The organism is Vibrio sp. 11-4(1) (assembly GCF_013048625.1).
Classification (GTDB): Bacteria; Pseudomonadota; Gammaproteobacteria; order Enterobacterales; family Vibrionaceae; genus Vibrio; species Vibrio diabolicus.
On record NZ_VHSY01000003.1, the window covers coordinates 40913 to 60168 of the forward strand.

General features: G+C 44.9%; 17 protein-coding genes. 3 read left to right on the forward strand and 14 right to left on the reverse strand.

The genetic code is table 11. The features are described 5' to 3' along the window. Positions 1 to 57: 57 nt before the first annotated feature. The 5 genes from FKN16_RS06570 to rppH form a co-directional block, all read right to left on the reverse strand. Positions 58 to 909, reverse strand: a complete 852-nt coding sequence (locus tag FKN16_RS06570) for a thymidylate synthase (protein ID WP_005381947.1) — start codon at positions 907 to 909, stop codon at positions 58 to 60. Between the two features lie 9 nt (positions 910 to 918). Beyond that, positions 919 to 1740: a prolipoprotein diacylglyceryl transferase gene (gene lgt / locus FKN16_RS06575; protein WP_005381948.1), complete on the reverse strand. Its 822-nt coding sequence runs from the start codon at positions 1738 to 1740 to the stop codon at positions 919 to 921. 88 nt (positions 1741 to 1828) lie between these two features. Then, positions 1829 to 2620: a sulfite exporter TauE/SafE family protein gene (locus FKN16_RS06580; protein WP_006743341.1), complete on the reverse strand. Its 792-nt coding sequence runs from the start codon at positions 2618 to 2620 to the stop codon at positions 1829 to 1831. 6 nt (positions 2621 to 2626) lie between these two features. Further along, positions 2627 to 4873, reverse strand: coding sequence for a phosphoenolpyruvate--protein phosphotransferase (ptsP, locus tag FKN16_RS06585; protein WP_170902327.1), 2247 nt, complete (start codon positions 4871 to 4873; stop codon positions 2627 to 2629). A gap of 2 nt (positions 4874 to 4875) precedes the next feature. After that, a complete protein-coding gene (rppH, locus tag FKN16_RS06590; RefSeq protein ID WP_005381953.1) occupies positions 4876 to 5397 on the reverse strand; it encodes an RNA pyrophosphohydrolase in 522 nt (173 codons plus the stop codon). A gap of 619 nt (positions 5398 to 6016) precedes the next feature. Here rppH and mutH point away from each other — a divergent pair. After that, positions 6017 to 6697 (forward strand): DNA mismatch repair endonuclease MutH, encoded by a 681-nt coding sequence (gene mutH / locus FKN16_RS06595; RefSeq protein ID WP_005397318.1) that lies wholly within the window; start codon positions 6017 to 6019, stop codon positions 6695 to 6697. A 15-nt stretch (positions 6698 to 6712) separates the two neighbouring features. Here mutH and FKN16_RS06600 read toward each other — a convergent pair whose 3' ends face one another. Continuing rightward, on the reverse strand, positions 6713 to 7024 hold the full coding sequence (locus tag FKN16_RS06600) for a DUF6482 family protein (RefSeq protein WP_170902328.1): 312 nt from the start codon (positions 7022 to 7024) through the stop codon (positions 6713 to 6715). Between the two features lie 154 nt (positions 7025 to 7178). Between FKN16_RS06600 and FKN16_RS06605 the strand changes: the two genes are divergently transcribed. Continuing rightward, positions 7179 to 8213 carry an NADP(H)-dependent aldo-keto reductase gene (locus FKN16_RS06605; RefSeq protein WP_170902329.1) on the forward strand — a complete coding sequence of 345 codons (1035 nt, stop codon included), beginning with the start codon at positions 7179 to 7181 and terminating at the stop codon, positions 8211 to 8213. 134 nt (positions 8214 to 8347) lie between these two features. Here the strand turns inward: FKN16_RS06605 and FKN16_RS06610 are convergent, their stop codons facing one another. The 7 genes from FKN16_RS06610 to xerD all read right to left on the reverse strand — a co-directional run bounded on the left by FKN16_RS06610 (position 8348) and on the right by xerD (position 17081). Then, positions 8348 to 8599: a hypothetical protein gene (locus FKN16_RS06610; protein ID WP_005397324.1), complete on the reverse strand. Its 252-nt coding sequence runs from the start codon at positions 8597 to 8599 to the stop codon at positions 8348 to 8350. Between the two features lie 529 nt (positions 8600 to 9128). Continuing rightward, on the reverse strand, positions 9129 to 10463 hold the full coding sequence (gene vpsR, locus FKN16_RS06615; RefSeq protein ID WP_046873964.1) for a cyclic-di-GMP-binding transcriptional regulator VpsR: 1335 nt from the start codon (positions 10461 to 10463) through the stop codon (positions 9129 to 9131). A 244-nt stretch (positions 10464 to 10707) separates the two neighbouring features. Beyond that, positions 10708 to 12225: a lysine--tRNA ligase gene (gene lysS / locus FKN16_RS06620; RefSeq protein ID WP_005397328.1), complete on the reverse strand. Its 1518-nt coding sequence runs from the start codon at positions 12223 to 12225 to the stop codon at positions 10708 to 10710. Between the two features lie 34 nt (positions 12226 to 12259). Next, positions 12260 to 13358 (reverse strand): peptide chain release factor 2 gene (gene prfB / locus FKN16_RS06625; RefSeq protein ID WP_100068604.1). Its coding sequence is split into 2 segments (ribosomal slippage): positions 12260 to 13282 and positions 13284 to 13358, totalling 1098 coding nucleotides; the frame shifts between segments, so codons are not numbered across the junction. A gap of 173 nt (positions 13359 to 13531) precedes the next feature. Continuing rightward, positions 13532 to 15271, reverse strand: coding sequence for a single-stranded-DNA-specific exonuclease RecJ (recJ, locus tag FKN16_RS06630; RefSeq protein WP_170902330.1), 1740 nt, complete (start codon positions 15269 to 15271; stop codon positions 13532 to 13534). 44 nt (positions 15272 to 15315) lie between these two features. Next, positions 15316 to 16104 carry a bifunctional protein-disulfide isomerase/oxidoreductase DsbC gene (dsbC, locus tag FKN16_RS06635; RefSeq protein WP_012842135.1) on the reverse strand — a complete coding sequence of 263 codons (789 nt, stop codon included), beginning with the start codon at positions 16102 to 16104 and terminating at the stop codon, positions 15316 to 15318. Positions 16105 to 16163: 59 nt separating this feature from the next. Continuing rightward, a complete protein-coding gene (gene xerD / locus FKN16_RS06640; protein ID WP_005397336.1) occupies positions 16164 to 17081 on the reverse strand; it encodes a site-specific tyrosine recombinase XerD in 918 nt (305 codons plus the stop codon). A 158-nt stretch (positions 17082 to 17239) separates the two neighbouring features. On the opposite strand from xerD, the gene fldB reads away from it, so the two are divergent. Continuing rightward, on the forward strand, positions 17240 to 17758 hold the full coding sequence (fldB, locus tag FKN16_RS06645) for a flavodoxin FldB (RefSeq protein WP_005397338.1): 519 nt from the start codon (positions 17240 to 17242) through the stop codon (positions 17756 to 17758). 85 nt (positions 17759 to 17843) lie between these two features. Here the strand turns inward: fldB and brnQ are convergent, their stop codons facing one another. Continuing rightward, positions 17844 to 19154 (reverse strand): branched-chain amino acid transport system II carrier protein, encoded by a 1311-nt coding sequence (gene brnQ, locus FKN16_RS06650; RefSeq protein WP_006742676.1) that lies wholly within the window; start codon positions 19152 to 19154, stop codon positions 17844 to 17846. Positions 19155 to 19256: the final 102 nt, after the last annotated feature.

The window sequence follows — 19256 nt, forward strand, 5'->3', positions numbered from 1 at the left end:
GAAAAAGCAAAAAAGCTCCATTCGGAGCTTTTTTCATATCTTGAAAAACAACACTGGTTACACTGAGAATGGGTAACGAATAGGGTCGTGATGCTCGTATCCTTCAACCCAAAAGTCATCCAGTGTGACCCATGTTTCCAGATCTTCTAGAGATTTAATCTCTGGATTGATGTGGAACGTCGGCGCTTTTAATGGTTCACGTTTCAACTGAACATCACGCATCAGTTCAAGCTGATCTTCATAAATGTGCGCATTCACAATCTTATGAAATGCCTGACCAGGTTTCTTGCCCGTGATTTGCGCCATGATCGCCAAGAACACGTAAACTTGAACCATATTGAAGTTTAAGCCAAGCGGTACATCACACGAACGCTGAGTACTGTTCAGGTAAAGCGTATCATCCAGCAATGAAAAATGGTGGCTATACATGCAAGGACGCAAGCACCCCATGTGGAATTCACCCGGGTTGTAGAAGTTCAAGATTTCACCGCGATCATCAACACCACGCGTTAAGTCATCCACTATCTTGCGTAATTGGTCAACATGCCCGCCATCAGGCTTCGCCCATGCGCGCCCTTGGACACCGTAGACACGGCCCATGTCGTCTTCACCTTTACGGTATGGGTTATTTAACCAAGCATCATTTAGGTTGGCATTGGCATCCCAGGTTTTCGTGCCCAGCTTACGAAAATCTTCCGCATTATCGTAACCACGAATGTACCCTAGTAGCTCTGCAACGGCCGCTTTCCAAAAACTTTTACGTGTGGTTACCAATGGAAATTGATTGTTCGCAACATCGTAGGTTAAATCCGCGTTGATTACGGTCAGGCAGCGCTTGCCTGTACGCTCATTTTCAACCCAAACACCTTGGTCAACGATGCGTTGACACAAATCTAAATACTGTTTCACACCAATACCTTACTTCGTCTTTTGTGGTAACTCGTCTTTGTAATGACCACGTTTGTATGCCCAAACCATCATTAGGACACCGATAACCACCATTGGCAGGGATAGAATCTGTCCCATGGAAATAAAGCCACCGAATAAACCCAAATGAGCGTCTGGTTCGCGCACGTACTCAACTAGGAAGCGGAATGTACCATATCCAGCTAAAAATAGCCCTGAAACAGAACCTAGAGGACGAGGTTTCTTGATGAACCAATTCAAGATGAAGAAAAGTACGATACCTTCAAGCGCCATTTCATAAAGCTGCGATGGATGACGTGGCAGTGGACCGCCATTTGGGAAAACGATCGCCCAAGGTACATCTGTTACTCGGCCCCACAATTCGCTGTTCATGAAGTTACCTAAACGCCCCATACCCAAACCAAATGGCACAAGCGGCGCGATAAAGTCGGCAACACCGAAGAACGTTCGCCCGTTTTTGTGTGCATACCAGAACATCGCGGTAATAACACCCAGTAAGCCACCGTGGAAAGACATACCACCGGTCCACACTTTAAACAGATACAAAGGGTCAGCCAGGAAAAGCTCAAAATTGTAGAAAAGCACGTAGCCAACACGGCCACCAATCACCACGCCAAGGAAGCCTGCGAACAACAAATCAGAAACCTGTTCTCGTGTCCAACCACTTCCAGGCTTATCCGCACGTCGGTTCGCCAACCATAGGGCGAACATAAAGCCCACAAGGTACATCAAACCGTACCAACGAACCGAAACAGGACCAATAGAGATTAAAACCGGATCAATATTGGGAAATTCAATATATCCCTGAGACATAAATCATTCTCTTCTTATCACAAACAAAATAAATATACCCAAGTAACCTCTAGATGCTTGGTTCAGCGAGAATGACTTGGGTACAAACTTAGAGCAGCATGGTCGCTGCTACAAACATTAAGAACACCGCGAATATCTTTTTTAATACCGCAGTTGGAAGATTAGTTGCCAGCTTCGCACCCACTTTTGTTGTGAGCATCGAGGCCATGGCAATAGCTAATAATGCGGGAAGATAAACATAGCCAATACTGTATGAAGGTAAGCCTTCCACTTTATAGCCATGTAAGATGAAACCGATCATACCAGAAATAGCAATCACGCAACCACAAACGGAAGATGAACCTACCGCTTTACGCATTTCTATCCCGTGTTTATTTAAAAATGGGACCGATAGTGAACCACCACCAATACCTGCAAGGCTTGATACAACGCCAATCCCCGTGCCATACGCAACGGTCACCGGGCTGCTCGGCATAGGTTTACTGCTCGTAACTTTAATGGAACGGAACATTTGTACTGACAGGCAAAGAACAATGACACCAAATACTTTCGGCAAGTAGTGCGTAGGGATCCACTCAGCAATATTGGCACCGACAAAACCACCTATAACCACACCTGGCATCAACCATTTTACGACGAACATATCGACATTGCCGAGCTTAAGGTGATTCATCGCCGATGAGCCAGACGTGACAATAATACTCGCTAACGAAGTGGCTAGGGCCATGTGCATACTCATTTCTGGAGAGATTCCAGCAAGAGGAAGCAAATACAACAAGGCAGGAACAACTATCAAACCACCACCGATACCGAGTAACCCCGCCATCACACCCACAAAAGCGCCTAGCGCCAACAATAACAAAAATAAAGAGACGGTCACGATTTCCTACTTTTTACCTGCACGGATAAAGCCCGCAAAACCCTGTTGGATGAAGAAGTCATGCATCATTTGATGAATGTCCTCCCCGTAGGACTTTGTCATTGCTTGCTCCGCTAATTTTTCTAATTCTTCTTGTTGGCTATGACGAATCAAATATTTCACCTTAGCCACGTTGGAGGTGTTCATACTCAAACTGGTATACCCTAACCCAAGTAAGAGAAGAGCGCCAAATGGGTCGCCAGCTAACTCACCACAAATACACACTGGCACCTGATACTTATCGCACACGTCATGGATTTGCTTAAGCGCTAGCAGTACCGCAGGATGCATAGATTCATAGACATCCGCGACGCGGGAATTGTTCCTATCAACTGCTAATAAATACTGGGTTAAATCGTTTGTCCCGACAGAAACAAAATCAACACGGTGAGCAATCGTTGGCAATAAATACACCATTGATGGCACTTCGATCATGACCCCAACTTGTGGGAACTGAATTCTATCATCAAGCAACACGGCTTCACTGTGAGCTTGATTAATCAAGCTAATGGCATCGTCTAGCTCTTTTACCCCTGACACCATTGGCAATAAGATACTTAAGTTTCCGCTTTCTGCACTCGCCCTTAACATTGCACGCAACTGGATCAAGAAAATATCTGGGTGATCCAATGTAAAACGAATGCCACGCCAGCCTAGAAACGGATTATCTTCTTCGATGGGCAAATACGGCAAAGGTTTGTCACCACCAATATCCAAAGTGCGCATCACCACTCGTTGATTCGGATAGCTGTTAAGTATTGCTTGGTATTGATGATACTGCTCATCTTCCGACGGAAAGTGATGCTGAAGTAAAAATGCAATCTCAGTTCGGTACAACCCAACTCCATCAACACCTGTATTGATGGCAATATTACTGTCTGCACTGAGCCCCGCATTGAGCATAATTTCGATGTAGTGATTGTCTTGCGTAACCGCTGGGAGTCCGAGGTCCTTGTTTACCATTGCAAACAATTCTGACTCTTCACTCACTAAGCTGCGATACTCTCGCAATAATTGACGGTTTGGCTCTAGGAAGATCTCGCCCGTATAACCATCCACTATCCCGAGTTTGCCATTGACCACATCCGGGTTAATGTTGGCGCCCATGAGAGCGGGAACTCCAAGTGCGCGAGACAAAATAGCCGCATGAGAGTTTGCGCCACCTTCTAGTGACACGACGGCTAACAAAAACTCTTTAGGTACAGACGCGAGCAAGGTGGCTGTGAGTTCACTCGCCACCAAAATAATGGGACGATCAATTGCAGAATTTTCTTGCTCACTGTTATGTAGAAAATAGAGCAGCCTTTGCCCTAACTCTCGGATGTCTTGCGCTCTCTCGCGCATGTAGACATCCGACATTCTGGCAAATCGATTCGAGTATGATTCTACCACTTGGCGTAACGCCCAATCTGCCCTGTCTCCTTTTTCAATCTGTTTCTTCAAATCACCACGAAGCATCGGGTCATTGAGTAAGTGCGTAAACAGATCGAAGATCGCCAGCGCATCTTTGTTGATTTCACTGTCCAGCTTTTTCCGCATACGGCGAAAATCATTTAACGCTCGCTCTATGGCCACCAGCAATGTCTCGTGCTCACGTTCCTTATCTAACGTGGACGATGGGAAAACATCCGATAAACTCGGTTGGGTATTGTCGAACCAAAACTCTCCAATCGCGACACCAGTAGATGCAGGCAAACCTTTTAATACCGTGGGTTTAGATGCCAACTGCCAATGCCCAAGATTCTGCGCATGCGCAATAAGCACTGCTAGCTGAGCGGACAACGTGACAAGAAACGACTCTTCCATTTCACTGAACAAGCGCGGTGTTTTTTGCTGGATCACCAACACACCTAAAACTTGTTTTCGATGAATGATTGGAGTGGCTAAAAAGGAGTGGTAAATCTGTTCGCCGAGTTGAGGGAAGAATTTAAACTCGGGATGTTTTGAGGCTTCGGCAAGGTTGAGTGGCTCTGCGCTTCGTTTAACCAACCCAACCAAGCCTTCATTGAAGTTGATATGAATACTATCACCTTCAAAAATAAGGCCTTGAGTTGCCATTAACTCAAGGCGCTGCATTTCTTCATTAGCAAGATAGATAGTACAGCACTCAGTGCGAAGGGCAGCACAAGTCTCTTTCACCAATATATCGAGTGCCAGATGCACATCATCGACCCTGGAGACTTTCTCAACTATTTCCCTTAGCTGACTGAGCATGATTATCCTCTACGTTGCTTTTTTCTTTTCCCTTTCGCTTTTCTCTCTCGAAAAGGCATGGCTAAGGATGCAAACTCTTTCATCGCTCGTCGATAAACATCTCGCTTGAAAGAAACAACTTGCCTAACTGGATACCAGTAACTCACCCAGCGCCAACCATCAAATTCAGGGGATTTTCCGCGTTGCATATTAATACGAGATTCATCGCATTCTAATCTCAGCAGAAACCATTTCTGTTTTTGGCCGATACAAACAGGCTTGGAGTCCCAACGCACCAATCGTTTTGGTAGCTTATATCTTAACCAATGACGACTTGTTGCAATGATCTTAACGTCTTTTTTCGTTAAACCGACTTCTTCATATAACTCCCTGAACATGGCTTGTTCAGGAGTTTCACCTTCGTCAATTCCACCTTGTGGGAATTGCCATGAGTGTTGCCCGTATCGTTTAGCCCAGAAGACCTGACCATGGTTATTACATATCACAATACCAACATTAAGTCGGTAACCATCGCCATCTATCACTGGCTAACCTCTATGAATAAATTTTTTATTACCGTGATTTTTCCACATATCCCCATTACTAGCAAACTTACTGATGTGATATGAGCAAGATTTATTACCTTTTCACCATATTTGGATATCTTTTAATCACATCATACCTTATCAACACAAGAGTGAGACATTGCCCACATTTATTCACCTTTTCTGTGAATAACTTTGTGAAGAATTCAATTCAAATGAGTAATTCAGTTCAATCCCATCAAAAGCAAAACAAATAAAGAAACAAGAAAATAAACATAAAACATTGATAGAAAAGTATTTATTTTTAAAAATAACGATAAATCGATCTTCAGTTTCTTGATGATCTTTTCACCAAACTCAGATCGGTCAAAGATCCACCAATAGGCTATTTATCCACACTCACCTGCTATTCGTTTAGATGATTACAACAAAATCAACCCCAAAAATGCATTTTAACCCCTGTTTATTCATACAGACCCCGTCAGGATCTTATCAATACCTCCTCCATCTGTGGATAAGTTATGAATTGATCGTTCTTACACCGCCTCGGTGAAATCTTAAACAGTAGATTTGGCCGGAGTTTGATAAACTATATTTTTTGTAATACCACCTTGTGACTATGAAACCAGAACCACAAACAGAAGCAGAGCTATTGGAACGCGCTCATGATATGGCAGGACTTAGCTTTGCAGAGCTGGCCGCCGAGGCGAATATGATTGTTCCTGAAAACTTAAAACGTGATAAAGGTTGGGTGGGTCAATTACTCGAATGGCATTTGGGCGCTCCGGCTGGCAGTAAACCTCAACAAGATTTCGCTAAGCTAGGGATCGAGCTGAAAAGTATTCCGATCAGTCACTCTGGCAAACCGTTGGAAACAACCTTTGTTTCGGTGGCTCCTCTCACAGGTGTTCATGGTCTTACATGGGAAACAAGCCACGTACGCAACAAGCTGTCTCGTGTGCTTTGGGTACCAGTGGAAGGGGAACGAGAAATTCCACTTGCAGAAAGACGTGTTGGTAGCCCACTGATTTGGTCACCAGACGACGACGAAGAGCGTATTTTACGAAACGACTGGGAAGAGCTAATGGAGATGATCGTCTTGGGGAAATTTGATCAAATTTCCGCCAGACACGGAGAAGCGCTGCATCTTCGCCCTAAAGCCGCGAATGCAAAAGCCCTCACCGAAGCATATAGCTCAAATGGCAAGCCGATAAAAACTCTGCCCCGAGGTTTTTACCTCAGAACACAGTTTACTGAGCAGATCTTACTCAAGCACTACATCAGCACGCCATCTGAGTAATGTTGTTTCCGCCATTTAGTGCGTCACGAGCGATAACTCGATATCACAGTACGAGGCTGCCTCTTCACTGCCACATTCGTCATACGCATTGTGCAGCCTTAAGTACGCTTTATCTACCCCTAACCTCAGCAGCTCTTCTTTCACCAAATCTAGCGAACCGAAATGTATCGGATCTTCACCGTCTTTAATTGGCTCAAGTTGATGCTTGTACTCCACTGCTAGCAAATAGTCAGAGACATCAGAACACCCAATCACAAATACTTTGGGAGTTTTATAAGTATCTTTATGGGGACCGTGTAACCACATGTCCAATTGATGCTTCTGCATAACGTACCTCCTTCACACGATCATTTAAGTGTAGTTAGGCTATGTATAGCTTTCGAGTTTGGTCTTCCTTTATACGTAAATCATTTGCGATAGCGGTTAAAAATCCCCTATATTGGAATCACTTATTTAGTCGGTAACTCTTCAAGGACGTGATATGCAATACACAAAACTACCGCACTCATCACTTGAGATCAGTAAAATCTGCCTCGGAACCATGACGTTTGGCGAGCAAAATACAGAAAAGGACGCCTTTGAACAGCTCGACTTTGCCCTTGATCATGGGGTGAATTTCATTGATACCGCAGAGATGTACCCTGTACCTCCCAAAGCGGAAACCCAAGGACTCACCGAGCAATACATCGGGAATTGGTTAGCAAAGAGCGGCAAACGTGAAAAAGTTGTGCTGGCAACAAAAGTGGCTGGCCCTCGCGGTGTCCCTCACATCCGAGACAACATGAGCCTTAATCGTCGCCACATCCATACAGCAATTGATGACAGCCTTAACCGCCTGCAAACGGATTATGTCGATTTATACCAATTACATTGGCCTCAACGCCAAACTAACTGCTTTGGTCAACTCAACTACCCTTACCCAGACAAACAAGAAGAAGTCATATTAATTGAAACCTTGGAAGCGCTGACTGAGCTAGTGAATGCAGGCAAAGTACGCTACATCGGTGTATCAAACGAAACGCCATGGGGTGTGATGTCATTACTGCGTTTAGCCGAAAAGCATGATTTGCCACGCATTGTCTCGATTCAAAACCCATATAACTTATTGAACCGCAGCTTCGAAGTGGGCTTGTCTGAAATCAGCCACTATGAAGGTGTCCAGCTACTGGCCTACTCTCCACTGGCATTTGGCTGCCTAAGCGGCAAATACTTGAATGGTGAGAGACCAGAGGGTGCTCGATGCACTAAGTGGGAGCGTTTTGCGCGCTACTTTACTCCTCAGGGGATAAAAGCGACCGAAGCTTACGTCAATTTAGCCCAAGAGCATGGTTTGGATCCTGCACAAATGGCACTCGCATTTGTCAATCAGCGCCCATTTGTTGCATCTAATATTATCGGCGCGACCAACCTCGACCAATTAAAAGCCAACATCGACAGTATCGATCTAAAACTAAGCGATGAGATCCTTACTGAGATTCAAGCAATTGGTACAACCTACTCGAATCCATGCCCTTAACAGTAAAGCTCCCCTCAAACGAAAACAGCTGACCTTCAAGGTCAACTGTTCATCAAATGAAGTATGACTTCATATCGCACGTTAAGCGTGTTGAATGACTCGATAGCAACTCAGTCAGTCCAACACGCTAACGATTACGTCATTATTCGCGACGTTAAAACTCGACGAAGGTGACGAACTCGACGTTCAACTTTTACTGCATCCGGAACATTGGCGCGTGTGGAACGACCATCGCTATCTAAACCAATATCCCTCAATAGATGAACATTCGTCCATGGAACATCATGAGCAGTGCGGCGTATGGTTCGCTGCCATTGCTTTTCTTCGCGTTTAAGGTCTGCTTTCAATAGCAAAGTTGCCAGTTGTAGGTAAATAGAGTGACGCATAATATTTTCTCCGATTATCGATGTATTCGACTGGGAAAAATAGTGCGTAAAATGAACAGAGGTGCTCTGTTGATACTAAGCCGCTACTTTTCCGCAGCCTAGTAATAAATAAGATAGGTTACGGATTAATTTTTATCTTGTGAGCCAGTGGTATTGGTATCATCCGACTTAAGAGTCATCGGAGCGATAGGCATACGATCAGCGCAAGCAGTGGTATTAACAACGTAATGTTTCATCTTGCGCCTCCTAGCTAAAAATTAATCCGTTTATGAAAGGTATAACTCATTGAGTTACGGTTAAATTGTAAGCTTTGATGAATATATATCAAACATTTTTTGTCTTTTTGATTAAAAACAAATCAATACACCGCAATTCAGTTTCATATACTTTTCTATATAACATATTCACCTAGGGAATATATGAAATTACGGATTTTATAAATCAAACTGAATACAAAACAAAAAGAGCGGCTTTGTAGCCGCTCCTTCACTGATATTCATTCACCAATTTAACTTCAGAAAGAACAAATTTACATGGCTTGATCAGAAATCAAATTATGTTTGTTCAGTAGTCGATACATCGTCGCGCGTGAAACACCAAGCTCCTTCGCCGCATTCGAAACTTGACCAGAATGAGATTCCAAAACAACCAGTAACGCGTCACGCTCACTCTTCTCACGAATCGATTTCAAACTACGCTTTGAGTCATTACGCTGAGGCAAATCTAGGTGATGCTCTTCAATCATTACGCTGTCAGACATCAGAACCGCTCGTTTCACTTGGTTCATCAACTCACGTACGTTACCTGGCCAGAAATAACGTGTCAGTGCCTTGAGTGCATCCTCAGAAAAGCTTTTTGCTTGCGAGTTATACTCTTTAGAAAACTCTTGTAAGTAGTAGCGCGCTAACAAAGAAATATCGCTCGCGCGCTCTTTTAAGCTCGGGACATTAATGCGTAATACGTTAATGTAGTGGTAAAGCTCTTCATTAAAATCTCCGTCAATCAAGGCTTTTTCTACATCTGACGAGTTAGCCGCAAGGATGCGCACGTTGACCGCTTTTACACCATCTTTGGTATCAATGGTGCCTTCTTGCAAGAATCTCAGCAGATTCATTTGTTGCTCTTTTGAGATGGTAAGAATGTCATTAAACAACACCGTACCGCCATCCGCTTGTTCGAGCATGCATGCTTCCATATCTTCATCAGCGTTAATACCAAACACTTCCGCCTGGAAACGTTGCTCATTGAGCGCGCGACAGTTAATTGCCATAAACGGTTTATGAGAACGTGAAGAGACTTTGTGGATAGCGCGAGCAACTGCTTCTTTACCTGTACCACTTTCCCCTGAAATCAGAATACTGACGTCCGTCGGACCGATTCGCTTTACTTGATCGCGTAAACGCTTCATCGGGATAGATTCACCGATCAGCCCCATGTCTAAGCTGCTACCAAAACTAGGCCAAACTTTTTTCTCCAACTTGAGCATACCAAGCTGGTGACCAATCGTGCTTAAAAGCTGGGCATCCGGGATTGGCGCAGTGAAAAAGTCGATACAAAAGTTAACAATGAACTGGCATATGGTGTCAGTGCCAAGCTGAGATTCACGAATAAACGCTAACCAACGCACGTGTTTGTGAGAACTGACTAAGTTCGCCAAACCGTTCAAGCTGAATTCGTCATGGCTGAGATCGACAATACCTATACATGGACCAATATCCTCTAACAACGTATTAGCTTTGCGTAAGTCACCCACTTGGTGACACTTCCAGCCCACTTGCTCAAGTACTGATAACCAAGGCTCATAAGTACCGCCAACTACCACAAGCGATCCCGGGATGGAATCCATCTTAAACTGCCCAGCCATTCTCTAACCCTTTTTCATTGTTAATAGAAATTTTGCGCCACAAACCTATCTTTGCGAGCGGGTAACATTATCGAGACTCCGCGCCCCCACGTCTGTCTCAGTATTAAGACTATGCAATAGATTGAGATTTGGCGAATGTTTATTTGCATATCCTATTAAAAAGCAAATGCAACAACTTGAACTCATTTAACTAAAAGGCATAAAAAAACCACCCGAAGGTGGTTTTTTTGATCATCCTGCCAAATTATGCTTGTGGGCGCATTGCTGGGAATAGGATCACGTCACGGATAGTGTGCGTGTTAGTCAGTAGCATAACCAGACGGTCGATACCGATACCTTGGCCTGCCGTTGGTGGTAGGCCGTGCTCTAGTGCAGTGATGTAATCTGCATCGTAGAACATAGCTTCGTCGTCACCAGACTCTTTAGCTTCAACCTGTGCTTTAAAGCGCGCGTCTTGATCTTCTGCATCGTTAAGCTCTGAGAAGCCATTCGCCACTTCACGACCGCCGATGAAGAATTCAAAACGGTCTGTAAAGAACGGGTTGTCATCGCTACGGCGAGCCAATGGAGAGATGTCCGCTGGGTAGCCAGTGATGAACGTTGGTTGCATTAGCTTAGGTTCTGCTGTTTCACCGAAGATTTCTTCTAGAAGCTGACCACATGTCCAGAAGTCTTCTACTTCAACATGTACTGATTTCGCGATAGAAACCATCAGTTCACGGTTTTGTAGATCTTCTTCGGTTAGCGCTTGGATTTGCGCGTGATCTGGGTTGTACTGCTTGATTGCTTCAAACATGCTCATACGAGTGTAAGTGCCACCAAATTCAACCGTTTCATCACCGTAAGGCATTGATGTTGAACCTAGAACTTCTTGCGCTACCGAGCTTAGTAGTTCTTCAGTAAAGTCCATCAGATCTTTGTAATCCGCGTACGCCATGTAGAATTCCATCATAGTGAATTCTGGGTTATGACGTGGAGAAAGACCTTCGTTACGGAAGTTACGGTTAATTTCGAATACGCGATCGAAGCCACCAACCACTAGACGCTTCAGGTATAGCTCAGGTGCAATACGTAGGTACATTGGCATGTCTAGCGCGTTATGATGCGTGATGAATGGGCGTGCACTTGCACCACCAGGGATCACGTGCATCATCGGCGTTTCTACTTCCATGAACTGTTTTGAGATCATGAAGTTACGAATTGCAGACATTACTTTAGAACGTACAATAAATGCTTTACGTGAATCTTCGTTCACAATCAGATCAACGTAACGCTGACGGTAACGCATTTCTTGGTCAGTAAGACCGTGGAACTTCTCAGGAAGTGGACGAAGTGCTTTAGTTAGCAACTCGTATTCTTCCATGTTCACGTATAGGTCACCCTTACCAGATTTGTGCAGCGCACCTTTAACACCGATGATGTCACCGATATCAAGACCTTGGTATTTCTCTTTTAGCTCTTTTTGTACGTCTTTAGCAGCGTAAGCTTGGATACGGCCAGATGTTTCTTGAATTACTAGGAATGGACCACGCTTAGCCATAATACGGCCAGCAATTGCAACCACGTGGTTAAGCTCTTCTAGCTCTTCCTTCGTCTTTTCACCGAACTCTTTTTGAAGGTCGCCCGCTAGTGCGTCACGACGGAAGTCGTTTGGGTGGCCGTTTGCTTTGCAGCTCTTTCGGATTTCATCCAGTTTAGCGCGGCGTTCAGCAATCAGCTTATTTTCTTCTAGTACAGTTTCGTTTTGAACAGCATCAGTCATTTTAGATGTATCCTGTTTTTGTCGGTGAAAAGCTTTATAGGCCTGATTTCAGGCTAGCTTCAATAAATTTGTCCAGATCGCCATCAAGAACCGCTTGAGTATTACGGTTTTCAATGCCCGTACGGAGGTCCTTAATACGTGAGTCATCCAATACGTAAGAACGGATCTGGCTACCCCAGCCAATGTCAGACTTAGCGTCTTCATTAGCTTGTTTTTCCGCGTTTTGCTTTTGCAATTCAAGCTCAAATAGCTTCGCTCGAAGCTGTTTCATTGCCTGATCTTTGTTCTTATGTTGAGAACGGTCATTCTGACACTGAACCACAGTGTTCGTTGGTACGTGCGTAATACGTACCGCAGATTCTGTGGTGTTGACGTGCTGACCACCTGCGCCTGACGCACGGTAAACGTCGATGCGTAGGTCAGAAGGATTAATGTCGATGTCGATGTTTTCATCAATCTCTGGATAGATGAACGCAGACGCAAATGACGTATGGCGACGGCCGCCTGAATCGAACGGAGATTTACGAACAAGACGATGAACGCCCGTTTCAGTGCGCAACCAACCGTAGGCATACTCACCAGAGATGCGAACTGTTGCCGACTTAAGACCCGCGACTTCACCTTCAGAGACTTCAATCACTTCAGCTTTGAAGCCCTTCGCCTCTGCCCAGCGTAGGTACATACGCAGCAGCATGTTGGTCCAGTCTTGTGCTTCCGTACCACCAGAGCCAGCTTGCAAATCGATGTAGCAATCTGAACTATCATGGTCACCCGAGAACATACGACGGAATTCAAGCTTTTCTAGTTTCTCTTCCAACTCAGCAAGTTCTGGTTCAATTTCGTCAAATGTTTCTTGATCTTCTTCTTCTACAGCCAGCTCAAGAAGACCTTCTACGTCTTCTACACCTTGCTCTAGTTGATCAATAGTTTCAACAACCGCTTCTAGCGATGCACGCTCTTTACCCAGTGCTTGTGCACGTTCAGGTTCGTTCCATACATCAGGTTGTTCAAGCTCTGCGTTGACTTCTTCTAGACGCTCTTTCTTCGCGTCATAGTCAAAGATACCCCCTCAGGACATTTGTGCGCTGAGACACGTCCTGCAGACGGTTTTTAATTGGATTGATTTCAAACATGTTTACTCAACATTTTAGAATAGAATTTAACCGAGAAATTCTACTGAAAAATGTGACCGAGATACAGGAAAATTTCGGATGAGAAATCAGATTGCGGTTAGAGAGAGCACGGTCATAAAATTTTACACCCTCTTAAGGGCAACCGTACTCTATAAGAAAGGTTAATCTAGATATTACTTAGCTTCGATATGATCGATCATCAATTGCAGTGATTGATTACCACGAAATTCATTCACATCCAATTTGTAAGCTAAACGTACCGTTTTAACTGATGCATCCGGCCAGCGACGCAAATCGACATTAAATGCAATGCCGTCGATCATCACATTGGTAGGGTGACCTTTGTAAAGCGGCTCTAACATCAATTTAAGATGCTTCTCACCCACCAGCTTTTGATGCAACACTTTAAACTCACCATCAAAGATTGGTTCAGGGAAGGCTTGTCCAAAAGGGCCACCAGACCGCAGCTGTTCAGCGACATGCATAGAGAATTCTTCAGGCTTAAGTTCACCATCAGACATGATCACGCCTTTTAGCGCCGCTTCATCGAGTTCCTTTTTTACCACTTCATCAAATAAACGGCTGAAACGTTCGAAATCCTGCTCTTTAATTGTTAAGCCTGCCGCCATCGCGTGACCACCAAATTTGATGATCAAACCTGGGTTTTGCGTGTCGATGAAATCCAACGCATCACGCATGTGTAACCCCGGAATAGAACGACACGAGCCCTTAATTGTCCCTTCTCCGCCATCAGCAAATGCGATGACTGGACGGTGAAACTTCTCTTTGATGCGCGAGGCCAAAATACCAATCACACCTTGGTGCCAATCACGTTGGAACAAGGCTAAGCCATAAGGAAGCTCACTGCCTTCACCAAACTGAAGACGCTCGCAGAAAGCCATCGCTTCTTGCTTCATGCCTTCTTCAATCTCTTTACGAGTTTGGTTCAAACCATCCAGTTCACTTGCCATACGACGAGCGGCGTGAATGTTGTTACACATCAACAGTTCAACACCAAATGACATGTCATCAAGGCGACCTGCAGCATTGATACGAGGGCCTAAAGCAAAACCAAAATCGGACGCCACCAAACGACGCGCATCGCACTTCGCGACCTCAATCAATGCTTGAATGCCAGGGCGCGCTTTGCCCGCACGAATACGCTGCAGGCCTTGGTGCACAAGAATGCGGTTGTTTTCATCCAGTGGGACAACGTCGGCAACTGTACCAAGTGCAACAAGGTCAATCAGTTCCATCAACTTAGGCTCTTGCATGCCCTGCTCAGCAAACCAATTGTGTTTTCGCATATGAACGCATAGTGCCATCATGAGATAAAACGCGACCCCGACACCAGCGAGCGCTTTAGACGGAAAATGACAGCTCTCAAGGTTTGGGTTCACCATTGCATCCACATCAGGCAACACTTGTCCCGGTAAATGGTGGTCGGTAACGAGCACGGTAATACCGTTTTCTTTTGCGTAACGTACGCCTTCGATTGATGACACACCGTTATCTACCGTCATGATCATCTCAGCGCCAAGCTCTAATGCTTGGTCAACGACTTCTGGGCTTAACCCATAACCGTCTTCAAAACGATTCGGTACTAGGTAGTCCACATTGTGACTACCAAGCATACGCAGCGCGAGCACCGACAATGCAGAGCTCGTCGCACCATCAGCGTCAAAATCACCGACAACGATGATGCGTTTTTGTTCTTTTATTGCCTGAAACAAAAGCTCGACAGCTTGCTCAATCCCCCCGAGTTTTTGGTAAGAATGCAAACCACGAGCTGACGTTTCTAGTTGCGCAGGATCCGTAATCCCACGGTTGATGTAGATACGTTTGAGAATCGGAGGAATGGAATCAGGAAGAAGGGAAAGATCAGGTTCAGGACGTCGTTGAATTTCTATCATGCTTGAAAAGAGCCGGCGACTTTGCCGGCTCTGCTCCTAAAGGATTATTGTTGCTTTAAACGTTTCAATAGCTCTGCAGGTGGTAGGTAACCGCCAACCATTTCGCCATTCGGTAAGAAGATCGCTGGCGTACCAGAAATTCCCAATTGGCGACCTAGATTGTAATGTGATTGGATGGTTTCTTTACACTGTTTTAAGTCTTTCGCAGGGTTATCAAACGTACGATTCACTTTCGCGTTGTGCATTGCCGACTTTGGATCTTCAGCACACCAAATCGTCGCCATTTGCTCTGCCACTGGGCCAGTAGCACCTTGGCGAGGGTAAGCCATGTAACGCACTGTAATACCTAGATCGTTATAGCCTTGCATTTGGCTATGCAGACGCACACAGTAACCACAAGTGATATCAGTAAATACGGTCACAGCATATTTTTCATCGTCGGCTTTGTATTCAATCATGCTATCGGAGAACTGCGCGATTTTCTCCGCATTAAGCGGCGCTTGGCGCTCTGCAATGACATCTTTGTAACTACCATCGTCATTGATGGCATAAAGCGTACCAGCGATAAAATGGCTACCATCATTTGAAGCAAACAAGATCCCACCATTAGTTTGGATTTCCAATAAACCAGCAACTTCTGATGGCTGAATATCAACGATAGATAAACCAAGCTTTGAGAACTTAGTTTTTAATGCTGCTTCATCAAAACTGCTTTGCGCAGCTGGTGCCACTTGCTGTGCAGGAGTGTCCGTTTTAGCCTGACTTTCTTCTGCACCACACGCGGTAACAAAAAATGGTAAAGTCAGCAGAGTTAGTCGGCGTAATACGCTCATGAAATTCACCTTAATATAAAATCGTTTTTCCAAGAAGACATGGATGAATCTAACCATTGTTATGCTCTTGGGTGGTGTTGACTGTGGATCTGCTTCAATCGTTCAGTCGCCACGTGAGTATAAATTTGCGTGGTCGATAAGTCACTATGTCCTAATAGCATCTGTACGACCCTGAGATCTGCGCCATAGTTCAATAAATGCGTGGCAAAGGCATGACGCAGTACGTGCGGCGACAGCTGTTCAGTGTCAATCCCTGCTATCAAAGCATAGTACTTAATACGGTGCCAAAACGTCTGACGAGTCATTTGCCTTGCGCGTTTGCTAGGAAAAACAATATCAGATGATGTATCACCAAGTAACGCAGGGCGCCCTTGTTGAATAAACGTCTCGATCCAATCTACCGCGTTCTCCCCCATTGGCACTAAGCGCTCTTTACCGCCTTTACCTGTGACACGCACAACACCTTGACGCAAACTAATGTTTTCCATAGTTAAACTGACCAATTCCGTCACACGCAAACCAGTCGCATACAGCAATTCCAGCATCGCTTTATCCCGCAATTCCACAGGATCATTCGGGTCTGGCGCTTCGAGCAAGGCGTCCACTTGCTCTTCGCTAATATCTTTGGGTAAGCGTTGTGGCAGTTTAGGACTGACCAAGAGCGCACTCGGATCATCAGCACGTACTTTCTCACGATGCAGATATTGGAATAAACGGCGAATTGCCGACAACATACGCGCACGGGACGTCTGCTTGTAATCCAAGTCTACAAGGTAGCTTTGGTATTCTTGCAAGCCAGACAAACTAATGAAATCAAGACGGTAGCGATGTTTCTCCATCCACGTGAGCAGCTTCATCAAATCATTTCGATAGGAGGCCAGCGTGTTCTCTGATAGCCCACGCTCCATCCACATCGCATCTAAGAATTGTTCAACAAGCGAAAAATCTTGTTGATTGACAGGCTGTTGTGCCGTCATGAACGCTTCCTTATCTGTTTATATTTACAGTACTTAGATTAAGGCACCTACCGATCCAATACCATAAAAAAATCATCCCGCTTAGGATATTCGCTGCAATCTTCCTCAATTTATGGTTAGAATCTTCCACAACAGCAACACAAATAACGATGAATATAATGAAAATCGGACTCTTTTACGGCTCAACGACCTGCTACACCGAAATGGCAGCAGAGAAAATTCGTACCATTATTGGTGAAGACCTTGTCGACATTCACAATGTGAAAGAGACACCGTTATCACTAATGGCGGACTACGACTTATTACTCCTTGGCATCTCAACTTGGGACTTTGGTGAAATTCAAGAAGATTGGAATGCGATTTGGCAAGACATCGCAACAACACCATTAAAAGGTAAAGTTGTCGCGCTGTTTGGTCTGGGTGACCAAGAAGGCTACGGTGAGTGGTATTTGGACGCGATGGGCTTACTTCACGATGAATTACAAGCGACCGGCGCAACCTTTATCGGTTACTGGCCAAATGAAGGCTACGAATTTGAAGCATCGAAAGCACTGATTGAAGATGGCAGCAAGTTTGTTGGACTAGCGTTAGATGAAGACTCGCAGTACGAACTGAGTGATGAGCGCATCGAAAAATGGTGTGAACAAGTTCTTGTGGAGTTCCACGACACACTTTAATAGTGTGAACGCTTCAAAGATAAAAAATAAAAAGCCCGATGAAGTCATTCATCGGGCTTTTTAATATCTTGATAGTGCGAAGTTATTACGCTGTTTCTTGTGCTAGCTCTGGACGAGGTTTCGCGATGAAGAACATGCACACGATAGCCGCAAATGTTGGAAGCACCCAACCCATGCCCACTTCGAATAGTGGCAACATGTTAAACGCAGAAACATCAACACCCGATACTTTTGCCGCATCAACCAACGCAAACAGTAGAGATACAAGCAGTACCGCGCGGTAAGCAAAACGTGGATTTGGCAGTTTGCTGCGTACAAATGTTAGTGCAACCAACGCGATCGCCACAGGGTACAGCGCAAACAATACTGGCACTGACAGAGAAATCAGTTGTGCAAGGCCGACATTCGCAACCAACGCACAAACAGACCCGTTAATAAGTACCCATTGCTTGTATGACAGTGGCGTTTTCGAGCTGAAGAAGTCTGAACACGCAGAAATCAAGCCAATAGCCGTTGTCAAACACGCTAGTAATACAATGACAGACAGAACGATTTGACCGTATGGACCAAACAGCGCTTGAACGTATTGGCTAAGTACCAGACCACCGTTATCTGCACCAGCAGCAACAGTTGCACTCGTCGCGCCCAAGTAGAATAGTGAGATGTAAACAAACGCAAGACCGGCAGCTGCAATACAACCTGCATAGATCAGATACTTAGTGGTTGCAGAACGCTCAGTAATGCCTTTACCGCGCAGTGCATCAACCATCAGCATGCCAAACATCAATGACGCGAACGTATCCATTGTGTTGTAGCCTTCTAGGAAGCCTTTGGTCAGTGGTTGCGTTAAGTACTCACCGTGCGCGCCCAGCATGTCACCTTGAGGATCAATAAATACCGCGACAGCAAGAATGATCAAACCCACAAACAATGCCGGCGTTAGTACTTTACCGATAAGATCAATCAAACGGCCTTGGAACCATGAGAACATCATCGCCGCAATAAAGAAGATCACTGAAAATGCAGTGAGATGCGTTTGTGACGCTTCAAGGAAGAAAGGTTTCACCGCCATCTCGTAAGCCACTAGGCCAGTACGAGGCGCAGCAAACGCAGGACCGATGATGATGAAGATCAACGCAGCCATAATAACCGCTGCTTTTTTCGGAAGGTCTTGCGTTAAGTGATCCCAAGAACCACCAGCAACAGCAATAGCAACGATAGTAATAAGAGGTAGACCTACCGCTGTTAGCAAGAAACCAAACATCGCTGGCATTAAGTTTTCACCGGCTAGCTGACCCGCTAGAGGTGGAAAGATGATATTGCCCGCACCTAAAAAGAACGCAAATAGCATAAAGCCTACTGCGATAATATCTGTTAGTTTTAACGTCTGCTTCACAGATAACCCTTGTCTTTTAATTAATGAATGTTGTGTATGCTTAGACCACTTTTTGTATACCTAAAGTCAATAAGTACACGTGGTTCAATCTATAAAATTTTC

Excerpts from the sequence above, each read along its gene's own strand:
- lgt (WP_005381948.1), bottom strand. The coding sequence starts at position 1,740 with ATGTCTCAGGGATATATTGAATTTCCCAATATTGATCCGGTTTTAATC.
- FKN16_RS06610 (WP_005397324.1), bottom strand. The coding sequence starts at position 8,599 with ATGCGTCACTCTATTTACCTACAACTGGCAACTTTGCTATTGAAAGCA.
- recJ (WP_170902330.1), bottom strand. The coding sequence starts at position 15,271 with ATGATAGAAATTCAACGACGTCCTGAACCTGATCTTTCCCTTCTTCCT.
- vpsR (WP_046873964.1), bottom strand. The coding sequence starts at position 10,463 with ATGGCTGGGCAGTTTAAGATGGATTCCATCCCGGGATCGCTTGTGGTA.
- lysS (WP_005397328.1), bottom strand. The coding sequence starts at position 12,225 with ATGACTGATGCTGTTCAAAACGAAACTGTACTAGAAGAAAATAAGCTG.
- dsbC (WP_012842135.1), bottom strand. The coding sequence starts at position 16,104 with ATGAGCGTATTACGCCGACTAACTCTGCTGACTTTACCATTTTTTGTT.
- mutH (WP_005397318.1), top strand. The coding sequence starts at position 6,017 with ATGAAACCAGAACCACAAACAGAAGCAGAGCTATTGGAACGCGCTCAT.
- xerD (WP_005397336.1), bottom strand. The coding sequence starts at position 17,081 with ATGACGGCACAACAGCCTGTCAATCAACAAGATTTTTCGCTTGTTGAA.
- FKN16_RS06600 (WP_170902328.1), bottom strand. The coding sequence starts at position 7,024 with ATGCAGAAGCATCAATTGGACATGTGGTTACACGGTCCCCATAAAGAT.
- FKN16_RS06605 (WP_170902329.1), top strand. The coding sequence starts at position 7,179 with ATGCAATACACAAAACTACCGCACTCATCACTTGAGATCAGTAAAATC.
- ptsP (WP_170902327.1), bottom strand. The coding sequence starts at position 4,873 with ATGCTCAGTCAGCTAAGGGAAATAGTTGAGAAAGTCTCCAGGGTCGAT.
- fldB (WP_005397338.1), top strand. The coding sequence starts at position 17,240 with ATGAAAATCGGACTCTTTTACGGCTCAACGACCTGCTACACCGAAATG.